17 protein-coding genes are annotated in these 23,812 nt (G+C 70.4%); 8 read left to right on the top strand and 9 right to left on the bottom strand.

Features of this window, described 5'->3' with window-relative positions; translation table 11 throughout:
- The first annotated feature begins 39 nt into the window (after window positions 1-39).
- The 3 genes from ACX114_RS29340 (at window position 40) to ACX114_RS29350 (ending at window position 3,245) form a co-directional block, all read left to right on the top strand.
- The gene (locus tag ACX114_RS29340) at window positions 40-1,269 is read left to right on the top strand and encodes a S8 family serine peptidase (RefSeq protein WP_459289940.1); all 1,230 of its coding nucleotides are present in this window, start codon (window positions 40-42) and stop codon (window positions 1,267-1,269) included.
- A 137-nt stretch (window positions 1,270-1,406) separates the two neighbouring features.
- Window positions 1,407-2,597 (top strand): toxin-antitoxin system YwqK family antitoxin, encoded by a 1,191-nt coding sequence (locus tag ACX114_RS29345; protein WP_459289941.1) that lies wholly within the window; start codon window positions 1,407-1,409, stop codon window positions 2,595-2,597.
- Window positions 2,598-2,660: 63 nt separating this feature from the next.
- The gene (locus ACX114_RS29350; protein WP_459289943.1) at window positions 2,661-3,245 is read left to right on the top strand and encodes a TetR/AcrR family transcriptional regulator; all 585 of its coding nucleotides are present in this window, start codon (window positions 2,661-2,663) and stop codon (window positions 3,243-3,245) included.
- Window positions 3,246-3,288: 43 nt separating this feature from the next.
- Here the strand turns inward: ACX114_RS29350 and ACX114_RS29355 are convergent, their stop codons facing one another.
- The 6 genes from ACX114_RS29355 to ACX114_RS29380 all read right to left on the bottom strand — a co-directional run bounded on the left by ACX114_RS29355 (window position 3,289) and on the right by ACX114_RS29380 (window position 12,776).
- The gene (locus ACX114_RS29355; RefSeq protein ID WP_459289945.1) at window positions 3,289-4,890 is read right to left on the bottom strand and encodes a peptidoglycan-binding protein; all 1,602 of its coding nucleotides are present in this window, start codon (window positions 4,888-4,890) and stop codon (window positions 3,289-3,291) included.
- Between the two features lie 307 nt (window positions 4,891-5,197).
- Window positions 5,198-8,605 carry a Dauer Up-regulated gene (locus tag ACX114_RS29360; protein WP_459289947.1) on the bottom strand — a complete coding sequence of 1,136 codons (3,408 nt, stop codon included), beginning with the start codon at window positions 8,603-8,605 and terminating at the stop codon, window positions 5,198-5,200.
- Between the two features lie 247 nt (window positions 8,606-8,852).
- Window positions 8,853-9,215, bottom strand: a complete 363-nt coding sequence (locus ACX114_RS29365; RefSeq protein ID WP_459289949.1) for a hypothetical protein — start codon at window positions 9,213-9,215, stop codon at window positions 8,853-8,855.
- A 70-nt stretch (window positions 9,216-9,285) separates the two neighbouring features.
- On the bottom strand, window positions 9,286-10,443 hold the full coding sequence (locus ACX114_RS29370) for a sialidase family protein (protein ID WP_459289951.1): 1,158 nt from the start codon (window positions 10,441-10,443) through the stop codon (window positions 9,286-9,288).
- 67 nt (window positions 10,444-10,510) lie between these two features.
- A complete protein-coding gene (locus ACX114_RS29375; RefSeq protein WP_459289952.1) occupies window positions 10,511-10,840 on the bottom strand; it encodes a hypothetical protein in 330 nt (109 codons plus the stop codon).
- Window positions 10,841-10,955: 115 nt separating this feature from the next.
- Window positions 10,956-12,776 carry an aminopeptidase P family protein gene (locus ACX114_RS29380; protein WP_459289954.1) on the bottom strand — a complete coding sequence of 607 codons (1,821 nt, stop codon included), beginning with the start codon at window positions 12,774-12,776 and terminating at the stop codon, window positions 10,956-10,958.
- Window positions 12,777-13,071: 295 nt separating this feature from the next.
- On the opposite strand from ACX114_RS29380, the gene ACX114_RS29385 reads away from it, so the two are divergent.
- Complete coding sequence (locus tag ACX114_RS29385; RefSeq protein ID WP_459289956.1) at window positions 13,072-14,316, top strand: glycosyltransferase family 4 protein; 1,245 nt, start codon at window positions 13,072-13,074, stop codon at window positions 14,314-14,316.
- A 539-nt stretch (window positions 14,317-14,855) separates the two neighbouring features.
- Here the strand turns inward: ACX114_RS29385 and ACX114_RS29390 are convergent.
- Entirely contained in the window at window positions 14,856-15,989 is a 1,134-nt protein-coding gene (locus ACX114_RS29390; protein ID WP_459289958.1) for a glycosyltransferase family 4 protein, read from the bottom strand.
- Between the two features lie 20 nt (window positions 15,990-16,009).
- Window positions 16,010-17,149: a glycosyltransferase gene (locus ACX114_RS29395; RefSeq protein ID WP_459289960.1), complete on the bottom strand. Its 1,140-nt coding sequence runs from the start codon at window positions 17,147-17,149 to the stop codon at window positions 16,010-16,012.
- A 218-nt stretch (window positions 17,150-17,367) separates the two neighbouring features.
- Between ACX114_RS29395 and ACX114_RS29400 the strand changes: the two genes are divergently transcribed.
- The 4 genes from ACX114_RS29400 (at window position 17,368) to ACX114_RS29415 (ending at window position 22,435) form a co-directional block, all read left to right on the top strand.
- A complete protein-coding gene (locus ACX114_RS29400; protein ID WP_459289962.1) occupies window positions 17,368-17,889 on the top strand; it encodes a putative signal transducing protein in 522 nt (173 codons plus the stop codon).
- A gap of 19 nt (window positions 17,890-17,908) precedes the next feature.
- A complete protein-coding gene (locus ACX114_RS29405) occupies window positions 17,909-18,631 on the top strand; it encodes an alpha/beta hydrolase family protein (RefSeq protein ID WP_459289964.1) in 723 nt (240 codons plus the stop codon).
- Between the two features lie 108 nt (window positions 18,632-18,739).
- Window positions 18,740-20,938: a DUF4082 domain-containing protein gene (locus ACX114_RS29410; protein WP_459289965.1), complete on the top strand. Its 2,199-nt coding sequence runs from the start codon at window positions 18,740-18,742 to the stop codon at window positions 20,936-20,938.
- 36 nt (window positions 20,939-20,974) lie between these two features.
- On the top strand, window positions 20,975-22,435 hold the full coding sequence (locus ACX114_RS29415; protein WP_459289967.1) for a hypothetical protein: 1,461 nt from the start codon (window positions 20,975-20,977) through the stop codon (window positions 22,433-22,435).
- Here the strand turns inward: ACX114_RS29415 and ACX114_RS29420 are convergent.
- Complete coding sequence (locus ACX114_RS29420; RefSeq protein WP_459300318.1) at window positions 22,432-23,688, bottom strand: RNA polymerase sigma factor; 1,257 nt, start codon at window positions 23,686-23,688, stop codon at window positions 22,432-22,434. The genes ACX114_RS29415 and ACX114_RS29420 overlap by 4 nt on opposite strands.
- Between the last annotated feature and the right edge of the window lie 124 nt (window positions 23,689-23,812).

The raw sequence follows: 23,812 nt of genomic DNA on the forward strand, positions 1-23,812 counted from the left end.
GTCAGTAGGCCGCTCCTCATCCCCCCCGGAGGAACACCCATGGAAATCAAGAGCAAGTCGCCCGCCTCCATCGCCCCCACCGCCAACACGGCCACCTCGCGCGTCCAGGCGCCCAAGGCGAAGCCCCTGACGGTGCGTGACGGTTTCGACTCCCAGGGTGCGCGTCCCTCCAACTTCGTGGACCGCCCGACGGGCCGTCCCACGCCCCCGGGCGCCAGCGTGCCGGCGACGGCCTTCGCCTTCGGCGGCGGCAACGTCGCGGTGAAGCCGGGCGCGAACAAGATCGCCGACACGAAGCCGGTGGATCCGTCTCAGCCCAAGCCCAAGCTGACGGGTGAGCCGGTCATCGCGGTCATCGACGGCGGCGTGGACTACAAGCACACGGACCTGGACGACGCGATGTGGACGAACTCCGGTGAAGTGGCGGGGGACGGCATCGACAACGACAACAACGGCATCGCGGACGACATCCACGGCTTCAACGTGGGCACCGGCAAGGGCGACCCGTTCAAGGGCGAGGGCACGGACCACGGCACGCACGTGGCGGGCATCATCGCGGCCGAGGACAACGGCGAGGGCAACACCGGCATCGCCGCGGGCAAGGCGAAGATTCTCAGCGTGGGCGGCCTGTACGACGGCGCGGACCTGCTCACCAACTTCGAGCGCTCGGTGGACTACCTGGTGAAGATGAAGACCGAGCACGGCGTGAACATCCGCGCCGCCAACGCGAGCTTCGGTGACTCCTACCGCGACGCCGCGTCCCAGAAGCGCTGGGAGGCCGCCATCCAGAAGCTGGCGGACGCGGACATCCTGCTGCTCGCGGCCACGGCCAACGGCAACGGCAGCAACATGAACAACGTGCCGGACATGCCCGCCAACGTGGACCTGCCCAACGTCCTCACCGTGGCGTCCATGGACCGCAACAACGACAAGCTGGCCCGCTTCTCGTCGCACGGCGACAAGGTGGTGGACCTGGCCGCCGTGGGCGAGGACGTGCTCAGCACCGTGCCCGGCAACGACTGGGAGGAGATGAGCGGCACCTCCATGGCCACCCCCACCGTGGCCGCCACCGCCGCGCGCATGTTCGCGGAGAACCCGGACCTGACGGCCGTGCAGGTGCGCGACCTCATCCTCAAGACGGTGGAGCAGGACCCGGACCTCAAGGGCAAGGTCATCACCGGCGGCAAGCTGGACATCCAGGCCGCCATCGACGCCGCCAAGGCCACCCTGGAGCCGAAGCCGGAGACGCAGCCCGTCGCCACGCGCTGAAAAAGCCGCTTCCCCACCTCGCGGTCTTTCCTCCGGTCCCCTCGCCATCTCCATGGCGGGTGTGGGCCCGGAAGCCGTTCCAGGACCCGGGGGCTCGCGGCTACGGTGCACCCGTCCTTCCCTTTCGTGAGCCACCCATGCGCGCGCCGTCCGTGATGCGACTCGTCCTCTTGTCCGTGCCCCTCTTCTCCGCGCCCGCGTGGGCCATCGAGCGCTGCTCGTTCCAGGGCAAGCCCATCAACCTGGACAACGGCAACTCCACCGCGAACCTCACCGGCACGGTGCGCTGCGTGGACGAGGACACGAAGAAGGAGACGCACACCGTCTCGTTCAAGAACGGCAAGCAGGACGGCTGGGAGGTGCGCCGCTGGTCCGACGGCCGCGCCGTGGAGCAGGAGTACAAGGCCGGCAAGCGCCACGGCGGCTTCAAGCGCTACGAGGACGGCCGGCTGGTGGAGACCAGCCACTACGTGGACGACAACGAGCAGGGTGAGATGCAGCGCTACCACCCCAACGGCAAGGTGTCCCGGCGCGTGGACCGGCAGCCGGAGGACGCGAAGAGCACCTACGCGGACTACGACGAGACCGGGCGGCTGACCAAGGCGGGCTGCGGCCTCCAGTCATCCTGGGAGGCGGGCCTGAAGGACTGTGTCTGGAAGGGGCCCTCCCCGCTGGTGTTCTTCCATCCGAACGGCCAGAAGCGAGCCGTCATCCAGCTGAAGGACGGACGGCGCGAAGGCGTCACGGAGCTCTTCGACAAGGACGGGCAGCGCACCGCGACCCACGCGTACGCCGCGGGCGTGCTCGACGGCGTGAGCACGCGGTACTCCAACGGGAAGGCCCTCACCTCCACGACCTGGGCCAAGGGCGAGCGGGAGGGCGACGAGACGGAGTTCTTCAACGACGGCGGCAAGAAGCAGGTCGTCACCTGGAAGAACCGCCAGCAGGTGAAGCGCGTGGAGTACTTCCAGAACGGCGAGCGCAAGCACGAGCTCGTGGTGACCGGAGACCGCGCGGTGGAGTCCTTCTTCGAGGACGACGGCTCGCTGCGCGAGCGGCGCAATCTCATCAGGGGGGACTTCCACAACGGCTTCGACCCCGACGGCGTGACGGAGGCCTTCTTCCCGGACGGCGGCACGGAGCGCCGCGAGCAGTACGTGAAGGGCAAGGCGGAAGGCCGGCGCCAGGTGTGGGCGGAGAACGGCACCCTCATCGAGGACTCGCAGTGGACGAAGGACCGCGTCACCACGCGCAAGCGCTGGAACCCGGACGGCGGACTCGTGGAGGACGAGGCCTTCCACGAGGACGGCTCGCGCAAGAAGAAGTAGCAGGCGCGCGAGGGAGCGCCGTCTTGACGGAGGATGGCGGCAAGATTACTGCCGTCATCCATCATGACCCAGAAGACGGAGCAGAAGCAGAAGTCGCATGACGCCATCCTCGCGTCCGCCGCCGCGCTGCTCCTGGAGCGGGGCATCCAGGCCAGCTCCATCATGGACGTGATGAAGGGGGCCGGGCTCACCGTGGGCGGCTTCTACGGTCACTTCGACTCGAAGGAGCACCTGTTCACGGAGACCCTCCGGGCCACCGCTCGCACGACGTGGAACGCGCTCCTGCAGAAGGCGAAGGAGGACGCGCCGGAAGCGCCCGCGCTCAAGGTCCTGGTGCGCTACCTGTCGCGCAAGCACCGCGACGGCGTCACGCCCACCTGCCCGCTGCCCAGCATCACCTCGGAGGTGTCACGCGCGGGCGAGCCCTACCGGGGCGCGCTGGAGGCGGAGCTGCAGGAGTTCGTCCAGTCGTACGCGGACCTGCTGCCGGCCGGGGCGCGGCGCCGGGAGAAGGCGCTGGCCGCCATCGCGCTCATGTTCGGCGCGCTGTCCCTGTCGCGCGCCGTGCGGGGCACGAAGCTGGGCGACGAGTTCCTGGACGCGGCCAAGAAGCTGGGCGCGGAGCTGCTGACGAAAGAGGGGGCCTGAAGCTTTTCAGCCCCGGCCCCCTCCCCGCTTCATCAGGACATCATCAGTCGCGCTGGATGGCGCCCTTCGGGACCAGGATGACGACCTCCTTGCAGTCCGAATAGATGATGGAGTTCATGTCCTGGTAGTTGTGGGTCGTCTTGCCGCCGTTGCGCACGATGCCCATGTCGTTGCCCTTGGAGCCGCCGCTGTAGTCCCAGCCGTGGCGCGACTGGAAGATGATGGCGCCGTCCGGCACCTTCCCGTCCGCGACGAGCTTGCGGTACTGGTCCGCGGACACGACGTTCGCGGTGGCGTTGCCGTACGGGCTCTTGATGGCCTTCTGCTGCGCGCCCGGGAACGGGATGGACTCCCAGCCGTTGCGCAGCATCTGCGCCATGCCGCCGCGGGGGTTGTTCGGGTCGTTGCCCGTCGCCGCCGGCGTGTTCGGGATGCCCAGGCGGGTCATGTTGTCCAGCGTGGTGCGCACGCAGTAGCCCGTCTGGCCGTTGTTCAGGCGGGACGTGGCCAGCTTCTTCAGCGTGGCGTTGTTGGTGTCGATGCGGACGCCGTTGCCCAGCACCGCGCCGTTGTTGTTCGTGCCCTGGGTGTTGTTCGTGCCCTGGGTGTTGTTCGTGCCCTGCGTGTTGTTCGTGCCCTGGGTGGTGCCGGGGCGGCTGCCCTGCAGCGCCTTGAGCGTGTCGGGGCCGACCTGGCCCGCGTTGTTGCCCGCGCGCACGCCGTTCGCCCGCTGGAAGTCCTCCACGGCCTTCTTCGTCACGGGGCCGAACTTGCCGTCCGCCGGGACGCCCAGCATCTCCTGGAGCTGCTTCACGGCCGGGCCCTGCATGCCCTCGCGCAGGTTGTTGCCACGCACCTTCACCTGGTCCATCGAGGGCGCGGGGGTCCACGTCTTCGCCCCCGGCCGCTGCGGGGTGTTCGCGGGCTCGAAGGTGTCGGCGGTCTGCGACGGGCGCGTGGGGGTGTTGGTGTTCGTGTTGGTGGCGCCGGGCGTCGCGGCACCGCCGAAGTGCGGCGCCAGCGCCTGCGCGCGCGCCCACACGTCGTTGGAGTAGTCACCGCCCGTGGTGCCCACGTCCATGCCCGCCTGGGTGCGGACGTTGCCCGGGCCGGAGTTGTACGCGGCCACCGCGCCACGAAGCTGCTGCGCCTCGGACCAGTCCGGGTGCGCCTTCTTCATGTCGTTGACGTAGCCCTTGAGGATGCCCGCCGCCTGGTCGATGTGCTCGGCGCTGGTGGGGCCGCCCCGGGTCGTGTGGTAGCGGTGATCCACCTGCATCACGCCAAAGCCGTTGCCGCCATCGCCGTGGCCCGTGCGATCCAGCGCCGCGCCCGCGCGCGACTCACGGCTCGCGATGGCCGCCAGCAGCGCGGGGGGCAGGCCGTGCTTCGCCGCCGCCGCCTCGATGTTGCCCTTGTACTGCTTCAGGCGCGCCAGGTCCGTCTGCGCCATCTTCGTCGACGCGGCCACGCCCGGCTGCAGCCCGTCCTGCCGCGCCGTGCGCGCCGAGGCGCCCGTGGGCTGGTACTGGGACAGGATGGCGTTGGGGTTCGAGCTGTTGCGAACCGAGCTCGTCGTCACAGCCTGGGAACGATTCGAGAAGACAGAGTTCGTGCGCTGGGACGTGGTCGCGGAGATGCTCATTCGGGGATTCCTCGTTGGAGGCTGTGATTCCTGTCCCGATTATCCAGACCCCTCCCCGCGAGTTGCGTGAGATCTGGAAATAAAGATCTCGCAGTTTAATCCGCGCGGAATTTTCCACTCAAACCTGTCTGGATTGGATGATTTGTCACGGACGGGCAACAAAGACTCCCCGGGTCTGTCTGGCTTCATGGCCGCCGACCCAGGGCATTGGGTGGAAAAATCCAATCACACACCACGAACGCAAACGGGGCCTGTTCCCCTGAAGGAACAGACCCCGTGTGGCGCTACAGGCCTGTGACGCGGTGAATCAGATGAAGGGCACGCCCGGGATGTCGTCCGGGATGAGGTCGTCGAGGAAGTCCTTCACCCCGTTGAACACGTCGCCGGCCAGCTCGCCCACCTCGCCGGGCAGGTCCGCCAGCGTCTCCAGCGCTTCCTTGGCGCCCTCGATGCTCTTCTTCGCCAGGTCGCCCAGGTGGCCGACGGCGGCCTCCGCCAGCTGTCCGCCCACGCCGGCCAGGTCCTTGAGCGCGTCCACGCCCGCGTCACCCAGGTCCGCCACGGCGATGAGCAGCTCCTTGCCGCCCTCGGAGAGGTTGTCCTTCCAGGCCTTGGCGACGTTCTTGAAGGACTCCACGCCGTCCTTGAGCAGGTCGCGGGCGAAGTCCTTGGCCCACTCCAGGCGCCGGCCGCCGAAGTCGATCATGTCCTTGAGGGCGCCAGCCGCGGCGTCCGCCAGCTCGCCACCCTTGCGGGCCAGGTCGGACAGCGCGCCGCCCACCCACTCGCCGGCCTTGGTGAGCGCCTCGCCGGGGTTCTCCGCGATGTACTTGAGCGTCTCCACGGCCTTCTCGCCCGCGTTGGCCAGGCCCTTCACCAGGCCCTCCGCCAGCTCGGCGCCCTTGGCGCCCAGGTCCTTCACGGACTCCCAGGCCTTCTTCGCCAGCTCACCGCCCTTGGCCAGCGCGTCGCCAATGGCCTCCTTGGCCTTGGCCGCGGCCTCGCCCGGGTTGTTGGCCGTCCAGGCCAGCAGCTCCAGGCCCTTCTCGCCCAGCTCCTTGGCCTTGTTCACCGTGTTGGACACGAGCGTCGTCGCGCCGTCGATGAGCTCCTTGGCCTTCTCCTTCGCGGCGCCGGTGAGCTTGTCGTAGCCGGCCTTCAGGTCGTTCAGCGTGGAGACGGCCTGCTTGTAGAGCGCCTTGCCGGCGTCCGTGGCCAGGTCCAGGCCGGAGTTCACGACGCTCTTGATGCCGTCGAGCGCCTTCTTCGCGGCCTCGCCCGGGTTCTGGGCGATGTACTTGAGCGTCTCCAGGCCCTTCTCACCCAGCTTCTTCGCGCCGTCGATGACGTTGTCGAGGACCTGCTTGGCCTCCTTCGCCAGCTCGCCGCCCTTCTCAATGGCGGTGTTGAAGGCCTCCGTGGCCGCCTTCACCGCGGCCTCGCCGTACTTGGACGGGTTGCGCACCACGTCCGCCAGCTTGTGGATGACCTTCGCGGCGCCCTTGAGGCCCTCGCCGGCCAGCTCCGCCTGGGACACGCCCACGAACTCGGCGGCCTTCACCGCGCCCTTGGCGGCCTTCTCCACGCCCCACTGGATGAGCTGCGCGGTGCCTTCCGGACCGTAGTACGCGGTCATGTGGGCCAGGCCCGCGGGGCCCTGCGCCGCGGCGCCCGCCAGGTTCACGGCCTTCATCCAGTCCGGGGCCTCGTAGCCCTTGGGGTCGGCCTCGTACTTGGCCTTCTCCTGGGTGAAGCCGATGTCCATCGCCAGCTCGGCGGCGCCCAGCAGCACGCTGGCGCCCACGTCCACGGCCACGCCCACGCCGGTGAGGTCCAGCGCGATGCCCAGGGCGCCGTCCGCCGTGTTCAGCACCGCGGCGGTGTGCGCGAAGTAGCCCAGGTCGTTGTTCTTGCCGTGCAGCTCCAGCGATTCCTTCTCGAACTTCGCCGCGTCGATGGCGTTGGGCAGCGCGCCCGCCACCGGGACGACCTTCGCCAGGTTCTTGAAGACCTTGCCGGCCACGTCGGCGGTGATCTCCACGCCGATCTTGCCCAGCACCTTGTCCATCACCTTGAGGCCCTGGCCCACCAGCTTGCTGCCCGCCTTGTCCAGCAGCGGGCCCAGGGTCTTCACGGTGGTGTTGAGCGCCTCCGCGCCGAACTTGTCCGTGAGCTTGAGCAGCGACTTCACGGCGCCGGCGTCCATGTCCGTCACCAGCTTGGAGACGATCTTCGCCGCGTCGTCGTCCAGCTTGCCCGCGAGCTTCGCGAACTGCTCCGCGGTCTTCGGATCCGCCAGGACCTCGTTGAGGACCTTGTGCTCCATGCCGCCCAGGGCGCTCACCAGCTTCTTGCCGGCCGCGGCGTCCGCCTTGTTCAGCTGGCCCACCAGGTTGTCCAGGGCCTTGGGGTCGGTGATGCCCTTGAGCGCGGACTCCAGGGACTCCGGACCGCCCAGCTTGGTGGCGGCGGCCTCCAGCTTCTTCATCTGATCCGGCGTGAGCTTGGACGCGAGCTGCGGATCCAGGCCCTTCACCTTCACGTCGGCCATCCGCGCGCCCTGCTGGGCCACGTCCGTCGCGTTCTTCACGCCCGCGTTCTTGAGGACGTCCGCGAAGGCCTTGAGGTCCTTCTTGAGGTCGGGCACCTCCGCCAGCAATTGCGCGGCGGCCAGCGCCTTGTCCTGCGTGGACGCGTTGGGGTCCGCCAGGGTGATGGCGGCGCCCGCGGCGCGCAGCGACCCGTCCAGCTTGCGCAGGTCATTGGCGAGCGCGGGGAACTTGTCCCCGGCGAAGTCCTTGAGCGCCTTGCCCAGCTCCAGCGTGGCGGTGGCCTTGTCGGTGGCGGAGGCGTTGGGGTCCGTCCACTTGCCAATGGCGCCCACCAGCTTCTCCGCCGCGGGCAGCCCCTTGAGCGCGGTGTCCAGCACGCCCTTCAGGTCCTCCGGCGCGAACGTGTCGCCGGTGACCTTCGCCAGCGTGAGCGCGGCCTGCGCCTTGTCGACCTTGCTCGCCTTGGGGTCGGTCAGCTTGCCCAGCGAGGTGAGCGCGTCGGAGTTGGTGGCCAGCTTCGCCAGCTTGTCGTCCTTGAGGCCCAGGCGCTCCAGCGCGTTGGGGACGGTCTCCGGGAACTGCGAGGACAGCTCGCCCAGGGCGGTGGCCTTCTCGGAGAAGGAGCCGGTGCCCAGCTTGTTGAGCGAGTCGTAGGCCTTCTTCAGGTCCTCCTTGCTCTTGTCCTTCAGCTCCGGGAAGAGCTTGGGCAGGTCCTCCGGCTTGTCCGGCAGCGCCTCCGCGTGGGGCGGCTTCGGGTCCGCCGCCGGGGGCGCGCCGTTGACGTCGGCCCGCACCGGGACCGCGCCGTTGGCATTGCCCTGCACCGGGCCGTTGAGGGGACGCGCATGGCCGCCACTGATGCCCAGCGGCGTGGCGAACGGGTTGGTCGTCTCCCCCGTCAGCCGGTTCACCCCGTTGCGGTTGTTCTGCGCGCCGCCCGAGGAGAACCCGTCATTGAAGAGCTTCACCGTGGGCTGCTTCGTCTGCTGCGCGGCCTGCTGCTTCGCGGCCTGCTCGGCGGCGGCCTTCGCGGCGGCTTCGGCGGCGGCCTTCGCGGCGGCGGCGGCGGCGGCGCGGGCAGCGGCCTCGGCGGCGGCGCGGGCGGCGGCTTCGGCGGCGGCGCGAGCAGCGGCGGCGGCGGAACCATCAATGGGGGTGGTCATGGGCGGAACTCCTACCTTTTCGAGAATCGAGAAAGTCCCCGGGATTCTCTACATTTCGCGGTGAATGTTGCCTGACTCTCCGCAATCGCGTGAATCCCGGAGCGATGCAGGCCATACGTCGGTGTCGCTCGGCGGGTTACATGGATCGCGCTGACCCCACATGACGCAGGGAGGCATAGCGGGCGCTATGGAAATTCCAGGGGGGTGCCCCGTCCCTGTCCGGCCGCGTCATGCCCTCCAGGGCGATTCAGGCCCGGTCCTCGGAGCGGAGCATCCACTGGCCCAGGCCCACGCACCCGGCGGAGGTGAACAGGGTCAGCGCCCACGCGACGCCGAAGGGGGCGTCCAGGGTCATGAGCAGTGGCAGCGGCGACCACCCCGCGACGAAGGACGCCGGGGTGAGCCACAGCGCCCGGAGGCCGCGCGTGAGCCCCTGGATGAGGCCCAGGGCGAGCCCGGTGAGGGCGAAGCCCACGAACAGCGCCAGGGCGTAGGCCTTGTTGAACATCAGCATGTAGACGCCCAGCAGCGGGAAGACGTGCACGAGGCCCGGGAGCCAGACGAGGAAGGCGGTCAGCATCCAGCGGTGCGGCGACGGGGACCTGGTCATGGGCGTGAATCCAGCCCATGTCCGGCGTCCTGACCATGCCCCGCCAGCGGACACTGTCCGCCCGGGACGGCTAACGCACCAGGACGCGCTGGGTGCCCAGTCCGTCGATGAGGGCGATGATGTCGTTGGGCGCGCGCTCGAAGAGGCCGGGGGTGTAGTTGCGGGACGTGTCCGTCCAGATGGGGCTGGGGGCGGACCAGCTCTCGAAGTTGGTCGTGGTCAGCACGAAGCCCACGTGGCAGCTGCGTTGATCCACCGGGGCGCTGGAGAGGTCGGGCGGACCGGCCTTGTCCTCGTCGGTGCAGAACGCGACGCCCACGGGGCCGTTGCCCACGCGGATGGCATAGGGGACGTAGGCGTTGTAGCGGCGGCCGGAGGCAGGGTCGATGCGCGAGGCATACACCGTGCGGCGAAGCGAGTCGTCCCAGGTGCGGCCTCCGTCCCAGGACTGCACGGCGTTGATGACGTTGGCGCGGGCTCCGCCGGTGGGAAACGCCTCCACGCCTTCCACCACGGCCATGATGCGGTCTCCGGAGAGCTGAACCACCGTGGGCATGCCCTCACGGCTGAGCGCGCCGGCCCGCTTGTCGCGCGACACGGTCACGGTGCCGTACGCGTTCCAGGCGCCGGTGGTGCCCCGCCGTCCCTGCATGGCGATCCACTGGTGGCCGGGGAAGCCGCCCTGCGCGGCCAGCAGCTCGGAATCGTAATAGACCTGCAGGTCGCCGTTGCCGCGCTGGAAGAGGAACGGCGCGCCCACGAAGCGCGTCGTCGGCCCCACGACGGTGCTGTCGTAGACCCAGCTGTCGCCGTCGTTGTCGCTGCGGGTGATGGTGACGCGCCACTGGCCGCCGGCGTACTCGCGGAAGGCGCAGAAGAGGGTGTGCGTGCCGGGGATGGCGCGCATCGTGACGTCGCCGAACTCCACGTTCGGGTTGTTGGCGACGGAGCCGTGCAGCGCCCAGCTCGCGCCTCCGTTGGTGCTCGTCCACACGTCGATGCCGTGCCCCCAGCTGGCGCCACCAATGAGCACGCCATCCGCGCGGCGGGTGATGCCCCGGATGGGCCCGCCCCCACCCGGCATCAGCACCCGCCAGCCTCCCGCCGGAAGCTCGGACTCCACCCGGGCCACGGGCAGGGTGTCCTCAGCGTCATCCTCCGGCGCGCAGGCGCCAAGCGAAGCCACCAACGACATCCACATCATCAGACCGCGGCAGGGAGCATTCATGCCCGCGAGCCTGCACTCCATGGATTCCGAGCATCAAGCGCCAGAACCGTAAAACCCAAGGTCACGTCTACAGCTTGACCTGGCAGGCCTTGAGGTTCGTGTTGCTGACGCCGTTGCAGGCGAAGCTCTCGCGGCAGTCGGCCCCGGAGTCACAGACGGGCGAGCACATCAGCGTGTCGAACTGGCGCGTGCACAGCGTGTCGGACGGACAGCCTCCGCCCTCCCCTTCCGCGGTGCAGTCCTGCGCGCAGAAGGTGCCGGGGAAGTCGCTGCGGCAGGAGAGGCCGGAGTCACAGCCTTCGTCACCGCAGCTCTCCCCCACGCCGCCCGTGCTGTCTCCACAGGCCAGGAGGGGGAACACCGCCAGCAGGGGGAACAGCACTCGGGTCAATCGCATGCGAAGTCCTTCCAATCACATACAGGGCCGGCCCCCTGCCCGGCCCAGCATGCGCGCCCGCGGGCAATGCGTCCAGCGCCGCGTCTGCCTTCGCGTTGGCTCGTGAGCAGTGGGCTCAGAGCGGCTGGGTGCGCTGATTCAACCAGTCGCGCGCCGCGCCCTCGACGTGGGGCTGGAGCCGCTCGCGCACGGTGGCGTGATAGGCATTGAGCCAGTCCACCTCCTCGCGGGACAGCAGGGATGCGTCCACCAGCCGCGTGTCGATGGGGCAGAGGCTCAGCGTCTCGAAGCGCAGGAACTCACCGAACTCGGTCTTGCGGTCGGGCACGGCGGCGATGAGGTTCTCGATGCGGATGCCCCAGCGGCCCGGGCGGTAGAGGCCTGGCTCGTTGGAGGTGATCATCCCCGGCTCCATCGCCGTGGTGATGTCGTTGGACAGGACCTGGGAGAAGCCGTGCGGCCCCTCGTGGACGTTGAGGAAGAAGCCCACGCCGTGGCCCGTGCCGTGGCCGTAGTCCAGCCCCTCCGCCCACAGCGGCGCCCGGGCCAGCGCGTCCAGGTTCGGGGAGCGGGTTCCCCGGGGGAAGCGGGCGCGGGACAGGTTGATGTTCCCGCGCAGCACCAGCGTGAAGTCGCGCCGCTGCTCGGGCGTGGGCTCGCCCACGGGGACCACGCGGGTGATGTCCGTGGTGCCGGACGTGTACTGGCCGCCGGAGTCGATGAGCAGCAGGCCCTGCGGCTTCTGCCCCGGCAGGCACACCGTCGCGTGCGAGTCTTGCGTGGCCCGGTAGTGCGGCATGGCGGCGTTCGCGTTGTACGCCGCGATGGTGGAGAAGCTGAGGGAGACGAAGCCCGGACGCCGCGCCCGCTCCGCGGAGAGGCGCTCGTCCACGGTCAGCTCGGTGATGGGCTCGCGGCCCAGGGCGGACTCGAACCAGGCGAAGAACGCGCACAGCGCCGCGCCGTCCTGCTCCATCGCGTCGCGGAAGTGCGCGAGCTCCGCGTCCGTCTTGCGCGACTTGGCCACGGTGGACGGGTTGAGCCCCTCCACCACCGTCACCCCCTTGGGCACCGCCTGCCGCAGCCCGTGGGTGATGCGCCGCGGATCCACCAGGAGCCGCGTCCCGTCCGGCAACGCCCCCAGCGCGCGGGCCGCCTCGTCGTACGGGTGGAGGGTGATGCCGTCCGCCTCCAGCTCCGCGCGCAGCGCGTCCGGGACCTTCCCCTGCCCGATGAACAGCCGGGCCCCGCCGGGCTCCACCAGCAGGTGCGCGAGGAACAGCGGGAGGTGGTCCACGTCCGCGCCGCGCACGTTCATCAGCCACGCGACGTCATCCAGCGTGGAGATGAAGTGGTGTGTCGCTCCGAGCACTCCCATCTCCGCGCGCACGGCCCGCAGCTTGTCGGTCCGCGACACGGGCGACAGCGCGTGCGCGAACACGGGCGCGGCGGGCAGCGGCGGCCGGTCCGTCCACGCCTCCGCCACCACGTCCAGGTCCGTGCGCAGCACCAGCCCCGCCGCGGACAACTGCGAGGCCGCCGAGCGCGCCACGCCCAGCCCCAGCACCGCGCCATCCACCGCCACCGTCTGCCCCGGCGGCACGTTCGCGGCCAGCCAGTCCAGGTGTGACTGCCCGGGCGCGTTCGTCGTCCGCACCGTCGCGATGCCGCTGCCCTTCAACTGGGTGTCCGCCTGCTCCCAATAGCGGCTGTCCACCCAGAGGCCGGCGTACTCCGCCGTCACCACCAGCGTGGCCAGCGAGCCGGTGAAGCCAGACGCCCACTCCCGCCCCTTCCAGCGGGCCGGCACGTAGGTGGAGAGGTGCGGGTCGCTCGTCGGGACCCAGACCGCCGCCACACCGCGCTCCCGCATCACCTGCCGCACCCGCGCGATCCGCTCGCGCGCCGCGGCCCCCTGCGTCTGCTCAAGGCCCATGGCTTCCTCCGTCATTGCGCCGTGCGTCCTCATGCCGCAAACCGCGCGCCTTTTCGAGGCCCCTCGCGGGCAGGGGGCCTCCCCTCGGGTCAAGACCGCCGGGAATACGGCTGTCGCTCGGAAGACGCGGTGCAGCATCCCGTTGCGTCGCGAGTGGACGATGTGTTGTCCATTGACGGGAAAGCGCCGCGTGGGCCTGGGCCCATTGCATTCGGGTGCTTACCAAGCGGGTGGCCGCGGTGAGGAGCACGCGGCCGGTTCCACCCGTCTCCTGAAGCAGGCCTGGATTCCCACCGTGCGACGCGTACTCGCCATCCTTCCCTACGTTCCGCTGCCTTCGGATACGGGCGGCACCCTGCGCACGCTCGAGCTGGTGCGTGCCCTTGCCTCGCGCTTCACGCTGGATGTGTTCGCGGTGCACCGGGCGGGCAACGACGCCGAGGGTTTCAAGCGCTGGCTGGGAGAGCTGGGCGTGCCGGCCTCGCGGCTGCACCTGGTGGACCTGCCGCGCGTGGCGCCCGAGGAGACGCTGAACAGCACGCGGGCCTTCCTGCGGGGCACGCCGCTCACCTATGTCCGCTTCGCTCGGCAGAGCGTGCAGGACGCCTTGCGCCGGGTGCTGGCGGAGCGCGGCCCCTTCGACATCATCCACTTCGACCACCTGCACATGGCGCAGCTGTTGCCGCTGGCGCGGCGGCTCAACCCGTCCGCGCACATGGTCATCGACGAGCACAACGTGGAGAGCCAGCTGCTCGCGCGGATGGCACCGCTGAGCCCGCCGCCGATGCGGCCGTTCCTGCGCTGGCAGTTCAGCCGGGTGGAGCGGCTGGAGCGCGAGTGCGTGAGCCAGGCGGACACCGTGCTGGCGTGCTCGTCCGTGGACGCGGAGCAGCTGCGCGCCATGGGAGCGAAGCGGGTGCAGGTGGTGCCCAACGGCGTGAAGCTGCCGGACTTCGCGCCCCGGGAGAGCAAGGGTGACGACCTGGTCTTCGTGGGCTCCATGGACTGGTGGCCGAATGAAGACGCGGTGCTGCTGTTGGCGCGCGAGGTGTGGCCGCTGGTGTCGGCGGAGCTGTCGACGAGCAAGCTGATGGTGGTGGGCCGCAGTCCGCCCGCGTCCGTGCGAGCCCTGGAGAACGAGCGGCTGGTGGTGACGGGCTCGGTGCCGTCGGTGGCGCCGTACCTGGCACGGGCGTTGGCAACGGCCATTCCGCTGCGAGCGGGCAGCGGGACACGCCTGAAGGTGCTGGAGGCCGCGGCGGCGGGTGTGCCCGTGGTGGCCACGCGTCTGGCGGTGGAAGGCCTGCCGGTGGTGGAGGGACAGCATGTCCTCCTGGCCGAATCCCCCCAGGAGTTCGCCGCCGCGCTGCGCCGGCTGCGCAATGATCCGGACCTCTGCAGCCGGCTCGCGCAGAACGCCCGTCGCATGGCGGAGTCCTTCGCATGGGACGGCATCGGGGCCGGGCTGGGCGAGCTCTACCTGAACGCCGTGTCCGCGAGTGGCGAAGGGAAGAAGCCCGCCGGAGCTGAAGCCAACTGAGCCGCTGTGCAGCGTGCGGTGGGCAGCCACCGCACGTCCAGGCCCACGGCCCTGAGTGCCGCCAAGGGGCTCTCCCGCCGGGAACGCGCCGCGAAAACCTGTCCGACTGTCCGACAGGTTTCAGCGGCCACGGCCGGAGGGACCTCCGCCCACCTGACTCGTGGAACCCGGTTCGACTGTCCGACAGGTCTTGGGCGATCACAGCCGGAGGGACCTCCGCCCACCTGAGCCGAGGAACCCGGTCCGACTGCCCGACAGGTTTTGGGCGACCACCGCCGTTCGAGGGCTCGCCCGTCCGGGGCGCTCCGCAAAACCTGTCCGACTGTCCGACAGGTTTTCAGCGACCACCGTCGACGGATGCCCCTACCGTCGAAGCCGTGGCGACCTGTCCGATAGGTCCTGGGTGACCTCGGCTGGCGGGAGCCTCGGCCCATCCGGGTCGTGGAAACCTGCCCGACTGTCCGACAGGTTTGGGTCGCACCGGGCAGGAGAGGCTCCGCTGCGATGCCCTGGGGACCAGCGCTGATGCCCCGCTTGCCCTACCCGGCCGCGACCTGCTCTTCGCGCGGCTCCAGGGCGGGCAGGTAGAGGGATTCGATGTAGCGATTCGCCATCCGCTCCGGCGCGTGGTGGGCCACGACGTACTCACGCGCCGCCTGCGCCATCCGCTTGCGCCAGCCAGGTGCCGTGAGCAATCCCGCGAGCGCCGAGGCCAGTGTGCCCGCGTCTCCCGGTGGCACCACGAGCCCGCGCCCTGTCCCCAGCACGTGGGGCAGCTCTCCGACTCCGGACGCCACCAGCGGCCGTCCCAGTGCCATCGCTTCCAGCGCGACCAGCGGCATGCCTTCGCGCAGGGACGGCATCACCACCGCGTCCGCCGCCGCGTACACGCTGCGCACCTCCGAGCGGAATCCCAGGAAGCGCACCGGCAGACCTTGCGCCTGCGCTGCCAGCGACTCGCGCAGCGGACCATCGCCCACCAGCAGCAGCGTGGGCACCGTGGCGCCGGGCGTCCGGGCCAACCGGTGCATCGCGTCCATCAACACCTGGGGACCCTTCTCCACCGACAGGCGTCCGACCATCGCGATGACAGAACCCTCCGGCGCGAGCCCCAGTGCCTCGCGAGCCTGGAGCTGCTCCGCGTCCGTGCACGCGTCCGCGAGCGGCAGCGCGTTGGGGATGTAGACCACCGGCGAGCGGTGGACGTACCGGCGCAGGCGCGCGGTCAGCTCGCGCGACACCGCCGCCACCGCGCGGGTGCAGTTGCCCAGCACGCGCGCGAATCCCTCGTAGGCGATCAGCGCGGGCGTGGCGCCGGTGTCCCCATGGTACGTGGCCACCAGGGGCACTCCGGCGAGCGTGCTCGCGGCGGCCCCCAGCGTGAGCGACTTGTAGTCATGCGCGTGCAGCAGCCCCACGCCGCGCCTGCGGACCTCCGAGGCGAGCGTCGCCACGGCCATCGCGCTGAAGCGGCCGGGCACCTCCAGCGTCAGCGCGTCCAGCCCCTGCTCGCGCGCCGCGCCCGACAGCACGTCCACCCGCCCGGGTGGAACGAGGCTGCACACCTGCGCGCGCCACGGCGACGGCGTGGACGCGGCCAGCGACAGCAGCGCCCGCTCCGCGCCATACAGGCCGCAGGTGCTGCGCACATGGAGGATGGTGGCGTCCGGCACGCGTGAATCTCCCGTGCGGCTCACGCCTGGGCGCGAGCCGCGGCACCCCGGTAGAGCTTCGCGTACGTGTCCACCATCGTGGACAGCGAGTAGCGCTGCGCCTCGCGCTTCGCGGCCTCACCCAGGCTCGAGCGCAGCTCCGCGTCGTGGACCAGGCGCTTCACCGCGCCGCCGAGCGCATCCACATCCTCGGACTTCACCAGGAGCGCCGTCTGGCCATCGCGGTGCACCTCGCGGATGGCCGGAATCGCGTGCGACACCGTGGGCAGCCCCACCGCCATCGCCTCCAGCAGCGACAGCGAGCGGCCCTCGCGACGGGACGGCTGCACGTAGACGTCGAACGCGGGCAGAAGCTTGCTCGCCTCCAGTAGCGCGCCCGTGAAGTGCATCCGTCCGGCCAGCGGAGACGCGGCGGCACGCGCGCGCAGCGAGGCCTCCATCGGGCCGGGGCCAATCATCACCAGGTGCGTGTCCTTTTCGTCCGCGAAGTGGCGCAGGAAGGCGTCCACCAGCAGGTCCGGGCCCTTCTCCTCGGAGAGGCGGCCCAGGTAGCCCACCACTTTGGCGTCCTGGGGCAGGCCCAGGCGCTCACGCGCGGCCCGGCGGGCCTCCTCGCCCGTGGCCACCTCCAGCGGCACGCCGTTCTCGATGGTAACCACGTTGGAGAGCAGCTTCGGGCTCCAGCGCTCCAGGCTGGCGCGCACCTCGCTGCCGCACGCGACCAGGGACTGGGTGAACATGGCGGCGGCCATGGCCGCAGGGCGCAGCTTGCCCTGCGGCTCCACCGTCTGATGGAAGGTGCCCATCACCGGCGTGCGCGGGCGCAGCGTGCGGGTGGCGACGGCGTTGAGCCAGGGCCCCACGTCGTGGCCATGGACCACGTCCGCGCCAAAGGCATCCACCTCCTGGGCCAGCCGGCGGATGGCCGCGGGCGTCATGCCGGCGAGGCCTCCCAACCAGACCGTGGGGACGTTGGCGCGCTGGAGCAGCTCGCGCACCGGACCGTCCGGCCCCAGGGCCAGCACCACGGATTCGATGCCCCTCTCCCGGCCATGCTGGGACAGCCGGACCACCAGCTGTTCAAGCCCGCCCATCTCCAGGCCATACATCACGTGAGCCACGCGCGTAGGACGCGCCGTCGGGTGCATTTCGTTCGTCATGGACGCGGCCAAGCTAGGCACGCGCCCCAGCCCCACAACCCCCCGAGGGCGGCCCACGTCCCGGAGGATGTCCAACAGTGGAAGCTCCTTCGCGGAGCGTGAAGGCAGGTTGCCGCCGAGAGGAGGAACGGCCCGTTTGCCCGGGGCTTCCGTCCTACGGGAGACTCGTGTGCCTCGAACGCCTATAGGCCCCCGAGGGGCCCCACCGGAGCCCCTTCTTGGGAATCCCCGATCACGACTTCCAGCTGCTCACGACCTGCGGCGATGAATCCGAGGCCGCGCTCGTGCGGGCCCTGCTCCAGGCCGACAACATCCCGTGCATCGTCCAGGGTGAACAGCACCGCTCGATGCTCGGCGTGGCGGGGGCCTACATCGAGCTGCGGGTGCTCGTCCCGGCCAGGGAGCTCGATCATGCGCGGGAGCTGCTCAAGAGCGTGGCGCGGGGAGAACCTCCGGTGGGATTCGACTCCGAACCGGACACGGACTCCGAGGAGGCGCACTGCGCGCTGCACGCCCAGCGCGCCACGGGGACCTGCCAGCGGTGCGGCACCTTCCTGTGCGCCAGCTGCGACGGGGCGAGCGCCGGACTCTGCGAGGACTGCGCAGAGCGCAACGGCTCGGGCGCCGAGCTCCAGCGCGGTCGGAAGCGCAAGGTCGTCGCGTGGATGATCCTCCTCTTCCTGTTCGGCCCGCCCTTCCTCCTCATGCTGGCGAGCACCCTCAACGCCCTGCTGAACTGAACCCAGGAGGTGTCTGGCATTGGGCTCTCGTGTTCGCCTCTCCGCCCTGACCGTGGCCCTGGCCACCGCGTGCGCCTCCACGCCGCCCATGCCGGCTGTCACACCGGCGCGAACGGGCGCTCCCATCAACGGCCTGCGCTACCGCCTCTTCGTCTCCAGCAATGCCACGCCGGAGCATCCGCACCGGCTGGTGGTGTGGCTGCATCCAACGGGCACGGATGGCCTGACGCTGGTGGAGCCCCTGGCCGAGGCCTTCGCCGCTCGCGGCTACGCGCTGCTGACGTTCCCCCGTGAGCACGCGCAGGGCTGGAGCGGCGCGGACGCGAACCGGGTGATGCTCGGCACGCTGCCGGAGGTGGCTCGCTTTCCCGGCGTGGATGCTCAACGGCCCGTGCTGCTGGGCTTCAGCGCAGGCGCGCAGATGGCGCTCGAGCTGTGGGCCGCGCGCCCCGACGCCTTCCGCGCGCTGGTGCTGATCGCGGGCGCTCCCCGCCTGTCTCGCGGCGATGAACACAACCCGCCCCATGACTCCGCGCACGCGCGGGTGCCGCTCCTGTCACTCATCGGCGAGCGGGATGGCAGCGCTCCCCTCTGGCGGATGGCGCTCGAAACCTGGCGTGCCGCCGGGCTGAGGTTGGACTCGCGTGAGGTCCCCGGCCAGGGCCATACGTGGTTGCTGGTGCGACCTGAAGAACAAGCGGTGTTGTTTCAATTCCTGGCGGAATTGTCTCGGGGACCCTGACCTTTCGCTGTCAGCCACGCAAGAATTGTCAGCCACCCATGAAACACTTGAATTCCGCGTTGACGCCATGCGAAGCCACCGTCGCCTTATTCATATCAGGAGTCCGACGTGCTTCGACATGCATCACGCTGGGTGACGACAGTCGTGCTGGGTTTCACCTGGATTCAGACGGGCTGTGCCCCGGCGGAACCGCCCACCACGCAGACACCGGAGACCGCCACCGCCGAGCAGCCGCTGCTCACCGGTGAGCGGTCGCTCCTGGGCACCACCGCGCTCCCGGCCGTGACGGCCGCGGATGACAGCGCCGCGGTGGAGCTCGGCGTTCGCTTCCGCAGCGACGCTCCGGGACGCATCATGGGCGTGCGCTTCTACAAGGGCCCGGGCAACACGGGCACGCACACCGGCAGCCTGTGGACGGCGTCCGGGTCGCTGCTGGCCACCGCCACCTTCCAGAACGAGACGGCCTCCGGCTGGCAGGAGGTGCGCTTCGCCTCGCCGGTCACCATCGCCGCCGACACGAACTACGTCGTCTCGTATCACGCGCCCGCGGGACACTACGCCGTGACGAGCAACGGCTTCGCGTCCGCGCTGGATGCGCCGCCCCTGCACGCCGAGGCGACCAGCAACGGCCTCTACCGTTATGGAACCAGCGGCTTCCCCACCAGCTCGTTCAACGCGAGCAACTACTGGGTGGACGTGGCCTTCCAGCCCAACGACACCACGGCGCCGCGCGCGCCCACCAACCTCACCGCGGTGCCCAGCTCGTCCACCGCCATCGACCTGACCTGGTACGCGTCCGTGGACGGCACGGGGGAGACGCAGGGCAATGCCCGCTGGCACCTGGTGTACCGGAACAACGAGCTCATCGCGGAGCTGCCCGGCACCACCGTGCGCTACCGCGACACCGGCCTGACACCCTCCACCGGATACAACTACGCCGTGCGCGGCCGTGACGCCGCCGGCAACATCAGCGCGTCCTCCACGGTCATCACCGCCACCACGCTCCCCAACATGGCCTGCAATCCCTGCAGCCTGTGGAACAGCGTGACCGGCGACCCGCAGTACGAGAACGCCGACGCCACCCCCACGGAGGTCGGCGTGAAGTTCCGCACCGACGTGGCGGGCACGGTGACGAAGGTCCGCTACTACAAGGGCAGCACCGACACCGGCCCGCACGTGGGCCACCTGTGGAGCGCCACCGGCACGCTGCTGGCCACCACGGAGACGACGCCCGCGGAGACGGGCTTCGGCTGGCGCGAGCTGTCCTTCCCCACGCCGGTGAGCCTCGCCGCGAATACGACCTATGTCGTGTCGTACTTCGCCACCGGCGGGCGCTATGCCATCACCCCGTACTACTTCAGCACCGCGGGCGTGGACATGCCCCCGCTGCACGCGCCCTCCACCCTGGAGGCCAGCGGCAACGGCGTTCGCAACCTCAACGGCAGCGCGTTCCCCACGGAGGCGTGGCTCAACACCAACTTCTGGGTGGACGTGACGTTCGTCCCCTCGGAGCCCACCGGTCCCGCGACGGTGGACCTGGCCGTGACGCAGTCGTTCCCTGACGGCGCGGGCGCCAACGGTGACGTGCTCTTCTACGACATCACCGTGACGAACAATGGCCCGGCGACCGCCACCAACGTCGTGCTCGACGTACCGATCCCCGCGGGCCTGAGCTACTTCTTCTACTCGGCGAACGCGCCGCCGGTGAACGGCGGGCACTGCGGGTTCTTCAGCGACCTGCAGTGTGGCGCCCCCACCCTGGCGCCGGGCGCGAGCTTCACCATCCACGTGCAGGCCATCCCCCTCAGCGCCGGGACGTTCACCAGCCAGGCCACCATCTCGTCCTCGGAGACGGACTTCGTGCCGGGCAACAACACGCACGCGCTGGCCATCCCCGTGGGCCCGTCCACCAACCTCGTCACCTTCGACACCTTCCCCGGTCAGGACGAGACCTTCAACGGCCCGCACGGCCCCATCCACTTCGGCCTCGACCGTTGGTACATCGCGTCGCCCTGGGGCGGGTTCGACACGAAGAGCATCTCGTTCAACGGCGGCGGCCTCACCCAGGCCAACCTGTCCATCTTCGGCCAGCGTCGCATCCTGGGCCTGGATGCCTTCACCTGGGACAGCGGCGCCACGCTCACCCTGAAGTGCATCGACCTGCCCACCCTCACCTTCCCCCTGACGGCGGGACAGGTGACGCACGTGGTGCCCACCTGGACGCAGCCCTGCACGGTCTTCACGGTGATCACGTCCAACGGCTGGGACACGAACTTCGACAACCTGGAGCTGTCTCCGCGCCCCTGAGCGCGTGACGCATGGGAGGGCGGGTATGCTTCACGGATGCCCGCCGTTCCCCTGCTCCTGAGTGCAGCGACGTCCCTGCTCGCCACCACGTGGCTCCTCGCGGCGGCGCCGTTCTCCGTCGCGGTGGAGCCTTCGGGCTTCACCGTCCAGTCCGACGGCAAGGCGGTGACCATCACCCAGGTGGTGCCGGGGAGGCCGGCCGACCAGGCGAAGCTGACGCCCGGCACGCGCATCCTGCGCATCGAGTCACCGGAGCGGGCGTTCGCGCGGGGCCCCATCGAGAGGCTCGACCAGACGGACCTGCACGACGCGCTCATCGCCACCTGGGATGAACCGCTGCTGCTCTTCGTGGGGAACACGCGCGAGGACGGCCGCTACATCGCCCTCCAGCGCGATGATCCGCGTCCCGCCGAGGAGTTCCCTGGCTTCCCCCTGCCCCCGGAGAAGCGGGCCCGGCTGTCGCTCCTCCAGCAGCAGCTGCACGAAGCCCGGCGCCTGCGGGAGATGCACCGGACGCCGCGTGAGAAGCCGGGCCTCGAGCTCCGCCACCAGGGCGAGGCCTGGGTGAAGGGCGGCCAGCTGCGGTCCGTCGACGGAGGCGGCTTCAGCGGACTGTGGGTCCACCCGGAGCTCACCCTGGACGCGCGCTGTCCTGAACGGCTGGAGAAGGTGGTGCTGAGCGGTCCGGTCAAGGGATTGCCCCGGACGTTCCAGCCCGCCGAGGACTCCGAGTCGGCCGGGCAGGACTTCACCTTCGACCTGCCGCTGTGGTCCGTCCGGGACGTCACCCGGGCCTGCGCCTCCGGAAAGTCATCCCTCGCGGTGACGCTGCGCGCGGAGCTGTCGTGCAAGGACGAGCCCGCCCTCCAGCAATCCCTCCCGGTGAAGCTGTCCCTGAAGTGCGAGCAGACACCTCCGGACGAGGACTCGGGCGGCCTCCGGTTGCTGGGGCTTCGCGGCGCGCCGGACGAATACGTCACGGGGACGAAGGCCGCGCTGACGGTGGAGGCGTCGGGGCTCGACAGCGTCGTCCCCCCGGTGGCCTCGGTGACGTTCGTGGAGGTGGATGCGCGGGGCAAGGTGAAGAAGCGCTTCGCCACGGTGCCGGTGCCCGCGGGCGTGGCGGAGGTGACGGCGGAGCTGACGCTGGACACGTCCACCGCGCGCACCGTGCGGCTGTCCGTGGAGGCGCGCTTCGCCGACGGCAGCACCCGGGGCTCCGACACGCGCGAGGTGACCGTCGTCACCCCGGCGTTCGTGGAGGCGCGGCGCAAGGGCTACGAGGAGGGAAGCCGCCGGGGGCAGGCGCTGGACCAGCGCTTCACGCAGGAGGTTCCCACCCCTTGCGCGGACATCGCCGCCACCGTGGCCTGGCTCAGGGCCCAGCCCGAGGTCGAGTCCGCCCACGGCACCGGCCAGCACAACTTCGACTACCGGGTGAAGGGCTCCGGCATCACCCAGATTGTCAGCTGCCACGACCCTGACGCGCGGGACTAGGACGGCTTCTCGCCCGAGCAGGCGGCGGCCCGCGCGCGCAGCAGCGCCTGTTCCTTCGCGTTGCGCGTGAGCGACGCCGCCCGTTCGAACTCCGCCCGGGCCTCCTTGAGGCGCCCCAGCTTCTGGAGCAGGTCGCCGCGCACGCTCGGCAGCAGGTGGTAGTGCTTGAGCGACGGCTCGGCCACGAGCTGATCCACCAGCTCCAACCCCACCGCGGGGCCGAACGCCATCGACATCGCGACGGCACGGTTCAACTCCACCACCGGCGACGGCGTGAGCCTCGCGAGCACCGCGTAGAGCGCCGCGATGCGCGGCCAGTCCGTCTCCTCCGGCGTGCGCGCCCGGGCGTGGCACGCGGCGATGGAGGCCTGCAGCGTGTACGGCCCCGCGGGCCCGGCCTTCTCCGAGCGCTCCAGCGCCGCGAGCCCCCGGCGGATGAGCAGCTGATCCCACAGCGCGCGGTTCTGCTCCAGGAGCAGCACGGGCTCCCCCGAGGGCCCCACCCGCGCCCGGGACCGCGACGCTTGAATCTCCATCAGCGCCACCAGCCCGTGCACCTCCGGCTCGCCCGGCGCGAGCTCCGCGAGGATGCGCCCCAGGCGCAGCGCGTCCTGGCACAGCTCCGGCCGCATCCAGCCGTCGCCCGCCGTCGCGGCATAGCCCTCGTTGAAGATGAGGTAGACGACCTCCAGCACCGACGCGAGCCGCTCCGCCAGCTCCTCGCCGTGGGGGACCTCGAAGGGGACGCCCTTCTCCGCCAGCGTCCGCTTGGCCCGCACGATGCGCTGGGCCACCGTGGGCTCCGGCACCAGGAACGCGCGGGCGATCTCATCCGTCGTCAGGCCGCCCAACAGCCGCAGCGTGAGCGCCACCCGCGCCTCCGGGGACAGCACCGGGTGGCAGGAGGTGAAGATGAGGCGCAACAGGTCGTCGCCGACGTCGTCGTCCAGGGCCGCGTCCAGGTCTGGCACCTCCGCCTCCTCCAGCCCGTGTCCCAGCTCCTCGTGCTTTCGCGCGAGCAGCTTGTGACGGCGCATCTCGTCGATGGCGCGGCGCTTCGCGGTGGCCATGAGCCACGCGCCCGGGTTCTCCGGCACGCCCGACACCGGCCACTTCTCCAACGCCACGACCAGCGCCTCCTGCGCCAGCTCCTCCGCCTGCCCCACGTCGCGCACCATGCGCGCAAGCCCGGCGATGAGCCGGGCGGACTCGATTCTCCACACCGCGTGCACCGCGGCCTGCGCCTTGGACATCGTCACGGCGCGAACTCAATCAAATGCACGTCGAACGGGCGCCCCGGAAATCGACACGGGGTTCGATTTTCCGCGAAGACAGCACGGCCCCGGGCCTCCCTCGTCGGGAAGCCCGGGGCCGTCA

The sequence above is a fragment of the Corallococcus sp. M7 genome (genome assembly GCF_054512695.1).